This window comes from Leptothoe sp. PORK10 BA2 (assembly GCF_034932105.1).
Taxonomy (GTDB): domain Bacteria; phylum Cyanobacteriota; class Cyanobacteriia; order Phormidesmidales; family Phormidesmidaceae; genus Leptothoe.
In genome coordinates this window covers 1-12,879 of record NZ_JAYGIG010000066.1, presented here as the reverse complement: position 1 = coordinate 12,879, position 12,879 = coordinate 1, and the positions used below count along the sequence as shown (strand labels likewise).

Genomic DNA, 12,879 nt, shown 5'->3' with positions numbered 1-12,879 from the left:
GGCAAGCGTTTACTCATTTTCGCATTCAGCATGAAACTGAACGCCTTTATCCACACCGAAACCTACTCGGTGCAGTCGATTGGCCCCTGTTTGCTTGAGTTAGAGCGCGAGACCGGTTACGCCCATAGACTATAACAATCTCTCTTTCTCTCTTAATTCCGAGGCTTCCTTATGGCAATCGAATTTTCAAATCTAACGTTTACTAACAAGGCTAATATTGTCCCCGTTTTAGAAACTCATAGCCGGTTCCACAACGTATAACTTCACCGATTTGACCGATGGTTAGATAATCACTATTGCTTAGCGGTGACCGTGCTTTGAAAAAAGAGTTGCGTTGCACAAATTTGAATGAGGGTGTGCGATCGCAAGATCATCCAGATCATGCCTAATATTGGGCAGCGCTACCTGGCAAGTTGGTCAAAGCCTGCTCAAAAAAACTTTAAACTGTTGCAATGTATAACGGAGAGGGTGGGATTCGAACCCACGGTACCTTTCGGCACACTCGATTTCAAGTCGACTATGTGGAGTGTTGAAAGCACTGCTGTCAAAGAATTCCAAGTAAACTAAAAAATATTTGAGCCGATATTGAGCCAGTATTTTCTATGATTGTTTTCCTATTATGGGGCACCTCAAATTTTTGATCACTTTTGGCTATTGATCATGTTTGATCACTCACTTTGATCACTGTTCAATAGTATATGTCCCAATACTTATAGAGTATTTTGATCACTCTACTTTGTGTAAACCCTATAGGGTAGTTGAAAGATTCTTAAGGCTTAAATTGCCATAAATGCATTGATGCTTATTGCCTCTTTATTCAAGGTAAATCTGGATAGAGGCCTTGGGATGCAAGCATTTGTCGCAGTTGTAGGCGGTTCGGTTCATTGAGTTGCAAAAGGAAAACGGTCGTTCGACCAATGGTCGTTAAGCCCAAAATATAGCCATTTTGTAGTTCAAAATGGTCTTGCCAGGTATGGTTTCTGGGATTGAAGAGGGGGGTGATTTCGCCGGTTACTGTGTCAATACTCGTTAGGTCTGTGCCTTTATGACGGTTGCAGGGCAGGCAGGCTAAAACGAGGTTCTCGAAAGTGGTTTGACCACCATGCTTGATGGCCACTGCATGATCTATTTCATGGCTATAAATCGAAAAAGTTTGATGAATGAGGCAATACTTGCACTTTTCATCGGCCCGTTGGCGAACCGAGAGTCTTAGCTTGTCTGGTATGTAGGACATTCCCTGGCTAGGCTTCAGTGGCAGGCTTAAGGGTTACAAAGGCTCTAGCTTTGAGTAGGCCCATTAGGGTATCCAATTGCTCGTAAAGGTCTAGTTCGCTTTTTTCCTCCAGGCTAAGCTCTGCATCACGATTCTTCTGCAGTAAGGTTTGCAGACGGGTTTGGGATTGTTCGGATACCTTAAAGCCAATAATTTCCTGAGATGTTGGACGACTGATCAAGAAATCGAGCACCTCCTGATAGGTCTTGGGTGGAGAGGCAACATAATCGGCTGATACGGCCATTGCTTCTGATGTTTTACTCAGTACTGTGGCGGACATAAAACGAGTAAAGAGTTCAGAGAGCTGATTTTGGAAAGGTTCTAGACGTTGAGCAAATTCGTCAGGAACTTCAATCGTGATTTGGGCCATGCTTGATTGCCTTGGAGTATTAACTCCTATTGTAAATGTCCTATTCAAATGCAGTGTTATTAGCTAGTCAGCTAGGCCTTTCTGGATTTCAATGCCTGGGTCGTAATGGACTTATCCATCACTGACTTATTAATTCATAGCCCCAGTACCCAGTATGACCGCATTACGCGGTATACATTTTTCAGCAGAGCAGTTACCTGGCGTTAGAAATGATTATCCTAGTCCTAACGCTCCTACAAAACTGACGTCTATGCCATCGCCCTTTCCTGGAATGGATCCTTACCTCGAAGGCTATCTCTGGCCCGATGTGCATAGTGCGTTGGCTAATAAAATTCGTCAGCAGTTAACGCCGCTGCTGCGACCTAAATACACAGCTCGTTTGGAGGTTTATCTGGCTGAAGATGCCTTCCCAGAAGGGGAAATTGGCATTCTTTATCCGGATGTAGAAGTGCTGGATGCCCCCAAACGTCAGACTGCTGAAACTGCCCCTGGTAGCACCCTCACCATTACCCCTCCCAAACTTTCTCTACCTGTGCCCCAGGCAGTGCAGGTGCGGCTGACTACGGTTGAAATTCGGGACACGGCAAAAAATCGATTGGTGACCAGCATTGAAATTCTGTCCCCAGTTAACAAGAGGGAACCAGGGTTAACCACCTACCGCCAAAAGCGGCAGCGGTTATATCAGGCTAATGTTCACTTACTGGAGTTAGACTTGCTGCGGCGAGGGTCTCGGCCTTTTGCCCAACCTCGTCTACCAGAGGTGCCCTACTGTATTGCACTCACTCGTGCCCAGGCGAAGCAAATGGGAATCTGGCCGGTTGAGTTGCCCAATACCTTGCCGGTCGTACCTGTACCTTTGCAGGAGCCTGATCCAGATGTGCCTTTGGACCTGCAAGCAGTGCTTGATGCCATCTACGATGAAGCCGCCTACGATCTATCCCTTGACTATAATCAGGCACCACCGCCACCAGCTTTGTCTAAGGAAGATGTGAACTGGCTACAGGCTCAACTACAAAATACTTAAGAAATTTGTAGTTGCTTGTTCTTTGTGCAGTGATTCCTAATCAAAATCGGTATATTGGGGTGGGCTAGCCCCAACTCTTTTGGTAACCGTCCCTGCTATCTGACGAAGATTGGTCGTTTCAGCCATTTAAGGTCTGAAGACCGCTCAAGGTACAAGCTGAAACCCTATTAAACTCGTTGAACACTAAGCTCAATATGAGTTCCAGGGACGGTTACCTCTTTTGGTTACTTTGGGGTATCTCCCTTTCGGGGCTTTGGCCTTAATATCGATGACGTTCACCTGATGCCACCAGTCATCGCCAAATAACTCCTTGGCACTGATATGTGGGTCCTGGGATGGGTCAAACAAAAAGTTGACCATACCAATAGCATGGGTAATGCCACAGGCCCAGGTTTTATCATGTCCCTTCGCTAACGGCGATGGTCGTTTACGACATAGGGCGGCAACGGCATAGCGAATAAACCGAGCATATTCATCATTCAGATGCTGGTTGGCAAACTCGTCGGTAATGGCCACAATGTTGTCGAACTTGGCCTGCATGGCCTTGGGTACGTTTTCCGACTTTTTGACCTTTGCCATCTGAAGTGCACCTGTACTTGACCTACCGCGATTATTATTGCTCTGTATTAAAACATTAAGGTGTAGCTACAGGAACATATAAGGATCGCGATAGCATGTGGGCAAGGTTTACCTGCTATCGGCTGGCTATGTCTTTATTTCTAGACGATTTCGATCAATGGTACGAACACTTTGATGAGATGTCTCCCCAGGAGCAGCATCAGCATCTACTGGAGCTCATTTCCACACCTATTCCACTAGAGTTTGCAAAAGATGTAGACCTTCCATCCCTACTGATAGATGTGCAAGGTTTGGTAGAAGGGAACAACTTAATTGAGCAAGCGTTGGCCTTCACTAAAACCTTTCAGGAGCGGCAACCGGAGCTATACCAACAGGAATTTTATTATTTTGATAATTTTCCCATTCGAGTAGCGCTTTTTAACCAAGAGTTAGCACTAATAGATCCAGCCCTGGCTCGCTATCGCCAAAACCCGGTTAAAAGCATTGATTTTCTGTTGCCCATGCTGGATGATCTTCGCTTTTATGATGTCCGAAAGCGGGCAGTTGAGGTCAGCCGCGCTGTTTACAAACCCGTAGCCACCTCTAGAGATTTATTGGGAGGTTCAGCCGATGCTTTAGGAGCGGTTGTCATTGCTGATTTGTTGGAGCAAGCCTATGGGCAAATTCAGCAGGGGCAGTCTGTAGATTGGGAAGCTTGGGAACAAGATGCTAAATCTTTTGACTTTCAAGGGACACCGGAAGTACAGCAAGAAATTATCCAGAACCTATCGGGTCAGGTGTTAGATGGCCCCGAAATTATAAGATTATTTCAAAAGCAACTCGACTCAGTCTTTCCTCAACTGTCACTGCGATTCATTATCCATATGACGAACCGGTATCAGTTGAGTTTTGTCTGTGGCCAGGCAATTTGGTCTGCGGTAATGGGTGCTTTAGACGAACGGGATCTGTCTAAAAAACAACTGTCCCATCCAGACCGTTTCTTTAGCATTAATGCCAAGGAGTTAGAACGCTACGTAGTTCAGCTCATTGGTGGATTATTATCATCTCGTCAGTCAAAGGGATTTGCCACGCTGTGGGGAATTCCCCATGTGTATGACTTTTTGCGTACAGCAGGGGTGATTACAGACACTGTATATGAGTCGGCCATTCAGGTGGTCACTAATCACAAAAAAACGTTGCTAGACCATTGGCAGGAGCCTCTCTGGCGCTATAGTTTTCTCCATCGTTGGGGTAAGCCAGCCTGTCAAACTGAGGCAGATTTTGAGGCAGAGGCCAAACGGTTTTCTGACACGTTTAATCAGTCTGAACCGCTAAGTACTGACCCTGCCGAAAAGAGCGACTGGAACGCTAGTCTGTCAAGGGTGGCAGAAAAATTGGCACTGGATCGGACAAAACAGAAATCGGCTTCTATTAACAATGCACCGGCTAAGTCTCCAACACCGGCAAAACCCTTTAAACTTGCGAAGTCTCGTAAATCGCCATTGCAAGAAGTTAAGTCACTGGGAAAGAAAGGCAAAGGGACTAAAAAGAAAAAGAAAGGGGAAGGATTTTGACGCGCGTGGTACTGCGCCGAATTAATTGATTATCGATAAAACAGTCTTTTTATAGGGATCACTCATCATGGCTAAAAAGTCGAAAGGGTTTCGCTCACTTCTGAAGCAGCAGAAATTGATAAACCGTAGAGAAAACACGCTGAATAAATTTGAGAAAACGTTTCAGCAAAAGGAAATCGCCAATAGTTTTACAGACATTGTGAAAAATCCCCAGGGTGAAGTCAAAATGTCTGAGGTTTTAGAAGACTTTGCTGAGCCTTATCTACCGGAGACAAACAGCCTTGAACGGCGGCGCATGGTGTTTGATATGGCTATCGTCGCCTGGAATTTGGCCATTATGCCTGAGCATCAACGGCAACCGGCCCTAGACAAGTTGTTTAATGACCTGATGAAGGGTAATAAAAAAGAAATCCTTAAACGAGACCTCAATGACTTAATCGAGGAGATGGTAGAGCGCAAATTAGAGCTATTTCCTAACAATCGACGTTATATCCTTGATTGTCAATTGGAGAATATTGGCGATCAGTTTCATCTATCTGTTGCGTCAACGCTGGCACCGTCAGGCTCTATCACTGATTAACGGGGCAGGTATTTTATTAGCGATCGCAACAATCAAACGACTGTGCACTTCTGGCCAGATTTCGGGATTTTCTAGGTGGGGGTCCATTCCTGGAAATAGGTAAGGCATGGACGGTCATCCTCGTGGTATTGCCATAGGTCTAGGATAATCCAAGCTAACTGTAGCTTGATGCTCATCGTTCAGACGATATGCGATCGCTAGAATTTTTAACGTTATCTTACGCCCAGACTCTGCCTGGAGCAGAGGTTGATGGCTCTGCCTGGAGGCGAAGCCTGGTGGGGTAAAAGCTCAGTGGGCTGGAACTTCGGCTTCAAGCTACATCTGATTATCAACGATCAGGGTGAGCTATTGGCCTTCAAACTGACATCAGCCAACACCGATGACCGAGTGCCGGTGCCAGAAATGGCGCAGGGCCTCTTTGGCAAGCTCTTCGGGGACCGAGGCTACATCTCACAAGAGTTGTTTGAGAAGCTCTATGAGCAAGGATTACAGCTCATCACCAAGTCCAAGAAAACTATGAAAAATCGACTTGTTAAGCTGATTGACAAGATCTTGCTACGCAAGCGGGCTGTGATTGAATCAGTCAATGACCCACTCAAGACTATTTGCCAGATTGAACATTCGAGACATCGCAGTCCCTTCAACTTTCTGGTGAATCTGCTGGCGGGGTTAGTGGCTTATACCTATCACGAGAAGAAACCGTCCTTGGACATTGAGGTCAAAGGCTTGGCTGCTCTGCCGTCTGCCATTTTTTGACCTCATCGAACTCACGTTGATTTAGAGGGTCAACAGCAGTACACACCATAACTGACCTCCTAAACACCCCTCAGAACTGAACCGAACTAATTTTGAACTAATTTTTGAGTTAAATAGGGCATTTTTGCCATAAAAAACTACTGGTTCTGCACAGCAGTTTTTTAACTGAGATAACGCTGCACTGCCGTAATGACCAACGGAGAGGGTGGGATTCGAACCCACGGTACCTTTCGGCACACTCGATTTCAAGTCGAGCGCATTCGACCACTCTGCCACCTCTCCAGGTGAAATTACTTCTATCTTTTCCGGCTAGAAGCATCAGTTATGCTAGCCCAAATTTACCCATGCGTCTAGCTATGTGTTGAGTTTTATCCGGTCTGTACCTCTGACGGGTCTCCCTATCAGGGATAAAGGTATTCCTCAGACACGATATCCGCTAGTGCGTTGAGCCAAACTAACCGTACGGTTTGGACCCGACCAGCCTGCAGGGTCACCAGGGTAAAACTACGCTGCCAGCCCGTTTTGGTTTCAATCACTCGGGGAACTTGGGCTCCATTGACATAGACCGTACCGTGGTCATCCACCATCAGCCGCCGCCGCAGACGGGTTTTGTCATGCCTAAGCTCATGGTGCATGTGGCCAAACACCACCAGGGCTACATGTTTGCCTGTGTGTTGGGTATGTGCGATCGCAGCCGCAAAATCCGGATCCCCATAATCCCCACCCTGGGGTTTCCAATCTCGACCACACATGTCATAAACCTGATTCCCCAGGCCCGCTGGACCGTTATGCCCCAGAAAAATCAGACTGTCCTGCTCAGCCGTTTCAGCCACCGCACAAATTCTAGCCCTCGACTCCTCAAAACTGCCCACCTGGCAACGCGTTTGATAAAACTGCTGGTGCCGCCACTGGGCACCGCCCCAGCTGTAGGGACGTGCCCCCACCACCGTCACAGCACAGGACGGGACTTCCAACTTACTAAAACCGATGTGGCATGCCCCCAGGGCATCTAGCTGCTGCTGCAGCCGATCTTCCTTAGTCAGGTCATAGGGACAGTCTTTTTGCCGCTTTTTACTGGCCGTGTAATAGACATCGTGATTGCCCAGAATGACCGCCTTAGGCAACGGAACTGTGGCAATCTGCTCCACAATAGAGACCGCCTCATTACCAAAATCCCCCACAAAGAGCACCAGATCCAGACCTAGAGCCTGAAGGGCCTCAGAATCGGCGCTACTCCACTGGCCATGGACATCTCCCACAATGGCCACCATGGCTAATTTTTCCACCATCCCCCCCGGCTCAATTTTATTTGCCCCATCGGCGACATAAATCGTTGTTTAATCTAAACATGTTGTGACTGGTCCAAGGCGCGTTTACTTCCCATGACCCAGATGATTATATTCACCGACCTCGATGGCACGCTTCTTAATGGTGAGACCTACGACTATGCTGTGACCGTGCCCATTATCCAGCAATTAAAATCCTTAAACATTCCCGTAGTACCCGTCACCAGTAAAACCAGGGCCGAAGTCACCACCCTGCGCCAGGATCTGGGCCTTACCGCCCCATTCATCACCGAGAATGGTAGCGGTATTTTTGTTGAAGTCAATCATAATCCCTTTCATGAAGCGCCAGGGGAACAGGACGGCGACTACTACGTGGTGGATTTAGGCTGCCCCTACGTGCAAGCCAGGGCAGGGCTACGGGTGATTGCCAATGAGCTACAACATTCCCTGTTGGGCTTTGGTGATATGACCATCAAACGGCTGCAAAATTACACCGGACTTTCGGCCAAGGATGCCCAAGAAGCGAAGGCCCGGGAATTTAGCGAGCCCTTTATTACCCCCAAGACCGTGCCCCCTGAGCAGATGATCGAAGCCGTGGAATCCTTAGGTTTCAAGGTGGTCGTGGGCGATCGGTTTTCCCATCTGATTGGCCCGGAAGCAGGTAAAGGCAATGCCGTAAAGCGACTAGTGGCCCTTTACCAAAGCCTATTACCCGCTGGGGAAACCATCACCACCGTTGGCCTAGGCAATAGCCCCAATGACCTAGATATGCTGGAAAATGTCGATTATTCCATTGTCTTACCTGGCCCTGAAGGTCCCCACCCCCATCTGGCCAATCGGGGATGGGAAATTGCCCCCGCCCCTGCCCCCCAGGGTTGGGTAGATGCCGTAACCGCCATTTGTCAGAGATTTGACCTTGCATTGCCCAGCTAAGCAGGCCCAGCAACCTTTAACCGGGATGGGGATATCCATAGCCTCTACCTCCCGCTTCCCAGAGTCTAATTTTTCTCAACCCAACCCAGCTGACAATTATGGTTAAAATAACTATAATTAAGCTAGGTCAATTTTTAATCCAGCACTATAAATAATTAGCGAGTTTGTCTCCATGTTCACAACGGCATCAGCACCGGCCATTGGCCTACCAAAGGACCTTTTTGGCGCGATTGAAACGCTAAAAACAGAGCTTAATGCAATTGTTTTAGCCCACTATTATCAAGAGCCAGACATTCAGGACATTGCTGACTACATCGGCGACTCCCTGGGTCTGTCGCAAAAGGCGGCAGCCACCGATGCTGATGTGATTGTGTTTGCTGGGGTACATTTCATGGCCGAGACCGCTAAAATTTTGAACCCAGACAAGATGGTGCTGCTACCGGACCTAGCGGCGGGATGTTCCCTGGCCGATAGCTGCCCTCCGGCAGAGTTTGCCAAGTTCAAGGCGGCCCATGCCGATCACATTGTGGTGTCCTACATTAACTGCACCGCCGAAATCAAGGCCATGAGCGACATTATTTGCACTAGCTCAAATGCCGTTAAGCTGGTGAACCAACTCCCCCCGGAGCAGCCGATTATCTTTGCCCCCGACCGTAACCTAGGTCGCTATGTGGCCGCCCAAACTGGACGGGACCTGGTGCTATGGCAAGGGAGCTGCATTGTGCATGAAACCTTTTCAGAGAAGAAGATGCTACAGCTCAAAATGGAGCACCCCAATGCTGAGATTGTGGCCCACCCTGAATGCGAAGCAGCGATCCTGCGCCATGCTAACTTTATTGGTTCCACCACGGCCCTGCTCAAGTACGTGGAAAGCAGCGAAACCCAGCAGTTCATCGTCGTCACAGAAGCGGGTATCATCCACCAGATGGAAAAGCAGGTACCCCAAAAACTGTTTATCCCGGCCCCCCCAGAGGCCAACTGCCAGTGCAACGAGTGCCCCCACATGCGGCTTAACACCCTAGAAAAACTCTACCTGGCGATGAAAAATCGCACGCCAGAAATCACCCTGCCAGCGGATATCCAGCAACAGGCCTTGGCCCCCATTCAACGCATGTTAGCGATGAGTGCTTAGGTGTTTTCTCGAAAAAACTATACCGATTGAAGGCCCCCTAACCCCCAGAATCGGGGGGTTAGGGGGCCTGGATACTGGTATCTTCTTGGCTGGAAATGTCCTTAGGGAAACATCTGGGAGAAAATTGCCGGGGAGCCTTTATTCCTTCAGGTGCTCCCTCAGTTGATAGGTCAGCAAATCCACCACCTTATTGCCCTGGGCTTGGTTGGTGCCTAAGGCGATTTGGGCTGATTGCTCAACCCGCTCAACGACTGCCCTGGGTAGCTCCAGCAGATTTACTAACTTTTGATAGATGGCTTGTTCTTCCTGGTTGATCAAGGCTTCATCTTGGGTGCGGGAGCTGGAACTAATCACCTCATAGCCCAAACGGAGGACAAATTCCTTTTCTGCCTGGGTGGAAAGTTGGGGGACCAGTTCTTCTAGGGGCAGATCTTGGACTAAGTACCCTTGGAGTTCTTGTTTGACAGATTCTTGGCTGGCTGGTGTGGTGGCAAATACCTGACTAAAGCTAGTCAGCATCACATCAGCTTCTTCTTTGGCTAGGCTACCATCAGCCCACGCCAGCGCTAGCACAATGCGTAGCAGATTCATCTGACGTGGGGTAATAGAAGGGGGTAGTGGGGTACCCATGAATATTCACTGTGGTACAACTCCTCCAGTATCCATCTGCCCACAAACAAAAACTTGCTCTCCAAGGTTTTTTTCAGTATGTGGCAATAATTTGTAACTCATCTGGGTTGGGCTGCCATTTTTACGATGAGCAGCAGTGGCCATAGACCGGAAACCACAGACCATGCCACTACTTTCGCGCTAGCTGTACCAGGTGGTTAAACCCTTTAAGCTTAAGTGTTTTGCCGTTTTCACTAGGGGTGACCCACTCCCTTTCCCTGAGTTTTTCCATAATTTTAGCGGCGTCGTCCTTGGGGACGTCAGCAACGGCGGCCAGGTCGTCCATCGCTAAGTTGAAAATTTCTGGCGTAGCATCCTTCTGCTCACCATAGGCATCGGCTAGGGAGGTTAGGGTGTAGGCCAGCTTGACTGCTGCTGGCTTATGGCGACGCTCAAAGTGGCTATTAGTCTGGCGTAGCCGCTGTACCATCAGCTGCAGCATCCGGTGATGGAGGTGATGATCTTGAAACAGCGTATCAATGAACTTCTGAGCCGGAATACTCAGGAGCTGAACCGGTGATAGGGCGACGACATCGGTGGAGCGAGGGGATTCGTCTAAAATGGCCATTTCCCCAAAGAAATCACCCTTGCCTAGAACGGCTAGGGTGACATAGTCGCCGCCTGAATCGTGGCGGACTTTAATCCATCCGGCCACAATCAGATAGATAGCATTACCCCAGGAGTCTTCCATTAGAACGGTACGTCCTGCTGGATAGGTCAGCTCAGTGGCTGCGGATAGCAGACTCGTTAAGGTGTCAGGATTTGCGGCATTGAACAATGGAAATAGCTCACTTAGGAGATCGGGCCGCATGGACTTTTTCAGGGTAAGTGTAGTCATATATTAGACCTACGAGTGGGCAGCATAACCACAAATGACATCATGAAGGTATTTTCTTGGATACTTTCTGTATTTGTAAGAAAACGATGAAGTTAGGTCGACAGTGTAAGTAGGTTTACGGAATTAGCTAAGGGGACTCTACGGGGCAGACCCGTCGTTTGTATGGACAAGTGTATGGGTAAGGGGGGAACTCTCTATAGTTTACCCAGCTTGATTGGGCTATATACCTTACCCGCAGGATGGACATCACCCATTGGGGCTCTTGACGACCGCTCTAATGGCCAATACCCATGGGGCTAGACCATTCAGGTGGGTCAAGCTGCAAAAATATACAATCCACCCCAGGCGGTTTCAGTATATTTAAGGAATTTGATGGATAACTAGTTAATCTGATACAGACCTACGGTTATTACAGACAAAAAAAATCCAGTGGGCTAAATAACCCACTGGAAGACAGAAAACACAAACGCGTTATCTGGTAAAAGATAAAGAAAATAAAAGGGGGAACACAAACCAGACCGATAGTTAGCGATCAAAAGGTGTCGTTAATCTAGTCTCTAGTTCAGATACCCCTAGTTTAGTAGCGCTAATGGGGGAGTGTTTACGCTATCTAGCTGAGGTTTGCTGACGGAAATTGCTGAATCGTAGACCTAAAGCAAGATATCCCTAGGTTCACCGTTGCATACACCGGACCGCCATCAAGGGTGAGACCATTAAAAATCTCCCAATGGATCTAGACCGATTGGGAGATTAAGCTGTGCGTTAGCAATGGGTTGAGTCTAATCCTCAAACAAAACTGGACTGCCCGTGGCCCTATTGTTCCCGTGGCCCTATTGTTAACGCTATGTGCGCCAAGCTATATTAGGTCCGCTCGCGAACTGCATCACGACTGGGCTCAAACACGGAACTGTAAACAAAACCAGCCAGTACGGCCCCTAAAATTGGAGCTACCCAGAATAACCAGGTTTGGGATAGGAGTTCGGCACCGGCAAAGATTGCTGGGCCAAGACTACGGGCAGGATTGACTGAGGTGTTGGTGACCGGAATACTGATCAGGTGAATCAGGGTAAGCCCAAGACCAATGGCAACGGGGGCAAATCCTTGGGGTGCTCTGCTATCGGTGGCCCCGAGAATAATCATCAAGAACATAAAGGTCATGACGACTTCGGTGACTAGGCAGGATAGTAGGGAATAACCACCAGGGGAGTGGGCTCCAAAACCATTGGTGGCAAAAGGATTGGACCCGGCTAATTCAAACCCTGTCTGACCACTGGCGATGACCATTAGGATGCCAGCGCCCAAGATGGCCCCAATGACTTGGGCAATGATGTAGGGCAATAGCTCAGAAGCTGGAAAGCGATTACAGGCCCACAGACCAAATGATACGGCTGGGTTGAGATGACAACCTGAAATGTGACCTATGGCATAGGCCATGGTCATAACCGTTAAACCGAAAGCCAGGGATACACCGACTAGGCCAATACCAATATTGACATCGCCAGCGGTAAATATGGCCGCTAAAACAGCGCTACCACAGCCACCTAAGACTAGCCACATGGTACCGATAGCCTCGGCAATACAGCGTTTTGCTAAGTTCATAAATTTCTTCTCAATCGTTGCAATGGTGGGTGCAGTGACAAATGTGATTACGGCCCCAATCTAGCTGAGATATTTACAAGTTTATGTATTATGGTAGACATTTTAGCCATAATGCTGAATTTTATACAAAATACTGGCGATTTTAATGATATTTAGTAGGCTAGTGCACCGTCAAGACTAAAAATTAGGATTGTTGAGAGTGTTGCGGTAAGCTTTATGCAGCGTACCGGAATCCTATGCAGAAAAAGAATATTGTCCGCCTAACCCCCGATGAGCGTCATCAGTTA

The 12,879-nt window shown here is 48.1% G+C and carries 12 protein-coding genes, 1 tRNA gene and 2 pseudogenes; 6 read left to right on the top strand and 9 right to left on the bottom strand.

Going from position 1 to position 12,879, the window contains the following annotated elements:
- Positions 1 to 817 precede the first annotated feature (817 nt).
- Both VB741_RS13410 and VB741_RS13405 read right to left on the bottom strand, forming a co-directional pair.
- Positions 818 to 1,234, bottom strand: coding sequence for an HNH endonuclease (locus VB741_RS13410; protein WP_323365689.1), 417 nt, complete (start codon positions 1,232 to 1,234; stop codon positions 818 to 820).
- A gap of 7 nt (positions 1,235 to 1,241) precedes the next feature.
- Positions 1,242 to 1,643, bottom strand: coding sequence for a hypothetical protein (locus VB741_RS13405; protein WP_323365688.1), 402 nt, complete (start codon positions 1,641 to 1,643; stop codon positions 1,242 to 1,244).
- 250 nt (positions 1,644 to 1,893) lie between these two features.
- Between VB741_RS13405 and VB741_RS13400 the strand changes: the two genes are divergently transcribed.
- A complete protein-coding gene (locus VB741_RS13400; RefSeq protein WP_323365687.1) occupies positions 1,894 to 2,667 on the top strand; it encodes a DUF4058 family protein in 774 nt (257 codons plus the stop codon).
- Positions 2,668 to 2,967: 300 nt separating this feature from the next.
- Here VB741_RS13400 and VB741_RS13395 read toward each other — a convergent pair.
- Positions 2,968 to 3,237, bottom strand: a pseudogene (locus VB741_RS13395) (DUF6398 domain-containing protein); the annotation flags it as partial.
- A 137-nt stretch (positions 3,238 to 3,374) separates the two neighbouring features.
- On the opposite strand from VB741_RS13395, the gene VB741_RS13390 reads away from it, so the two are divergent.
- Together VB741_RS13390 and VB741_RS13385 are read left to right on the top strand one after the other, a co-directional pair.
- Positions 3,375 to 4,799, top strand: coding sequence for a hypothetical protein (locus tag VB741_RS13390; protein ID WP_323365685.1), 1,425 nt, complete (start codon positions 3,375 to 3,377; stop codon positions 4,797 to 4,799).
- Between the two features lie 67 nt (positions 4,800 to 4,866).
- Entirely contained in the window at positions 4,867 to 5,379 is a 513-nt protein-coding gene (locus VB741_RS13385; protein WP_323365684.1) for a hypothetical protein, read from the top strand.
- Here the strand turns inward: VB741_RS13385 and VB741_RS26405 are convergent.
- Entirely contained in the window at positions 5,359 to 5,487 is a 129-nt protein-coding gene (locus VB741_RS26405) for a DUF4058 family protein (protein WP_323365683.1), read from the bottom strand. The genes VB741_RS13385 and VB741_RS26405 overlap by 21 nt on opposite strands.
- A 162-nt stretch (positions 5,488 to 5,649) precedes the next feature.
- On the opposite strand from VB741_RS26405, the pseudogene VB741_RS13375 reads away from it, so the two are divergent.
- A pseudogene (locus tag VB741_RS13375) lies at positions 5,650 to 6,135 on the top strand (IS982 family transposase); the annotation flags it as partial.
- A 197-nt stretch (positions 6,136 to 6,332) separates the two neighbouring features.
- On the opposite strand, the gene VB741_RS13370 reads toward VB741_RS13375, so the two are convergent.
- Both VB741_RS13370 and VB741_RS13365 read right to left on the bottom strand, forming a co-directional pair.
- A tRNA-Ser gene (locus VB741_RS13370) sits at positions 6,333 to 6,417 on the bottom strand.
- Between the two features lie 119 nt (positions 6,418 to 6,536).
- On the bottom strand, positions 6,537 to 7,424 hold the full coding sequence (locus tag VB741_RS13365; RefSeq protein ID WP_323365682.1) for a TIGR04168 family protein: 888 nt from the start codon (positions 7,422 to 7,424) through the stop codon (positions 6,537 to 6,539).
- Positions 7,425 to 7,517: 93 nt separating this feature from the next.
- Here VB741_RS13365 and VB741_RS13360 point away from each other — a divergent pair, with 93 nt between their 5' ends.
- Both VB741_RS13360 and nadA read left to right on the top strand, forming a co-directional pair.
- Positions 7,518 to 8,354 (top strand): HAD-IIB family hydrolase, encoded by an 837-nt coding sequence (locus VB741_RS13360; protein WP_323365681.1) that lies wholly within the window; start codon positions 7,518 to 7,520, stop codon positions 8,352 to 8,354.
- A 172-nt stretch (positions 8,355 to 8,526) separates the two neighbouring features.
- Positions 8,527 to 9,486, top strand: coding sequence for a quinolinate synthase NadA (gene nadA / locus VB741_RS13355; protein ID WP_323365680.1), 960 nt, complete (start codon positions 8,527 to 8,529; stop codon positions 9,484 to 9,486).
- A 138-nt stretch (positions 9,487 to 9,624) separates the two neighbouring features.
- Here nadA and VB741_RS13350 read toward each other — a convergent pair whose 3' ends face one another.
- The 3 genes from VB741_RS13350 to aqpZ form a co-directional block, all read right to left on the bottom strand.
- On the bottom strand, positions 9,625 to 10,116 hold the full coding sequence (locus tag VB741_RS13350) for a tellurite resistance TerB family protein (protein ID WP_323365679.1): 492 nt from the start codon (positions 10,114 to 10,116) through the stop codon (positions 9,625 to 9,627).
- A gap of 169 nt (positions 10,117 to 10,285) precedes the next feature.
- Complete coding sequence (locus tag VB741_RS13345; RefSeq protein ID WP_442786358.1) at positions 10,286 to 10,966, bottom strand: Crp/Fnr family transcriptional regulator; 681 nt, start codon at positions 10,964 to 10,966, stop codon at positions 10,286 to 10,288.
- 888 nt (positions 10,967 to 11,854) lie between these two features.
- Positions 11,855 to 12,592, bottom strand: a complete 738-nt coding sequence (gene aqpZ, locus VB741_RS13340) for an aquaporin Z (RefSeq protein ID WP_323365677.1) — start codon at positions 12,590 to 12,592, stop codon at positions 11,855 to 11,857.
- Positions 12,593 to 12,879 lie beyond the last annotated feature (287 nt).

What these genes read in the sequence shown, in the direction of transcription:
- VB741_RS13385 (WP_323365684.1), top strand. Translation starts at nt 4,867, where the DNA reads ATGGCTAAAAAGTCGAAAGGGTTTCGCTCACTTCTGAAGCAGCAGAAA.
- VB741_RS13390 (WP_323365685.1), top strand. Translation starts at nt 3,375, where the DNA reads ATGTCTTTATTTCTAGACGATTTCGATCAATGGTACGAACACTTTGAT.
- VB741_RS13345 (WP_442786358.1), bottom strand. Translation starts at nt 10,966, where the DNA reads ATGCGGCCCGATCTCCTAAGTGAGCTATTTCCATTGTTCAATGCCGCA.
- VB741_RS13365 (WP_323365682.1), bottom strand. Translation starts at nt 7,424, where the DNA reads ATGGTGGAAAAATTAGCCATGGTGGCCATTGTGGGAGATGTCCATGGC.
- nadA (WP_323365680.1), top strand. Translation starts at nt 8,527, where the DNA reads ATGTTCACAACGGCATCAGCACCGGCCATTGGCCTACCAAAGGACCTT.
- VB741_RS13350 (WP_323365679.1), bottom strand. Translation starts at nt 10,116, where the DNA reads ATGGGTACCCCACTACCCCCTTCTATTACCCCACGTCAGATGAATCTG.
- VB741_RS13410 (WP_323365689.1), bottom strand. Translation starts at nt 1,234, where the DNA reads ATGTCCTACATACCAGACAAGCTAAGACTCTCGGTTCGCCAACGGGCC.
- aqpZ (WP_323365677.1), bottom strand. Translation starts at nt 12,592, where the DNA reads ATGAACTTAGCAAAACGCTGTATTGCCGAGGCTATCGGTACCATGTGG.
- VB741_RS13360 (WP_323365681.1), top strand. Translation starts at nt 7,518, where the DNA reads ATGACCCAGATGATTATATTCACCGACCTCGATGGCACGCTTCTTAAT.
- VB741_RS26405 (WP_323365683.1), bottom strand. Translation starts at nt 5,487, where the DNA reads ATGCCTTACCTATTTCCAGGAATGGACCCCCACCTAGAAAATCCCGAA.
- VB741_RS13405 (WP_323365688.1), bottom strand. Translation starts at nt 1,643, where the DNA reads ATGGCCCAAATCACGATTGAAGTTCCTGACGAATTTGCTCAACGTCTA.
- VB741_RS13400 (WP_323365687.1), top strand. Translation starts at nt 1,894, where the DNA reads ATGCCATCGCCCTTTCCTGGAATGGATCCTTACCTCGAAGGCTATCTC.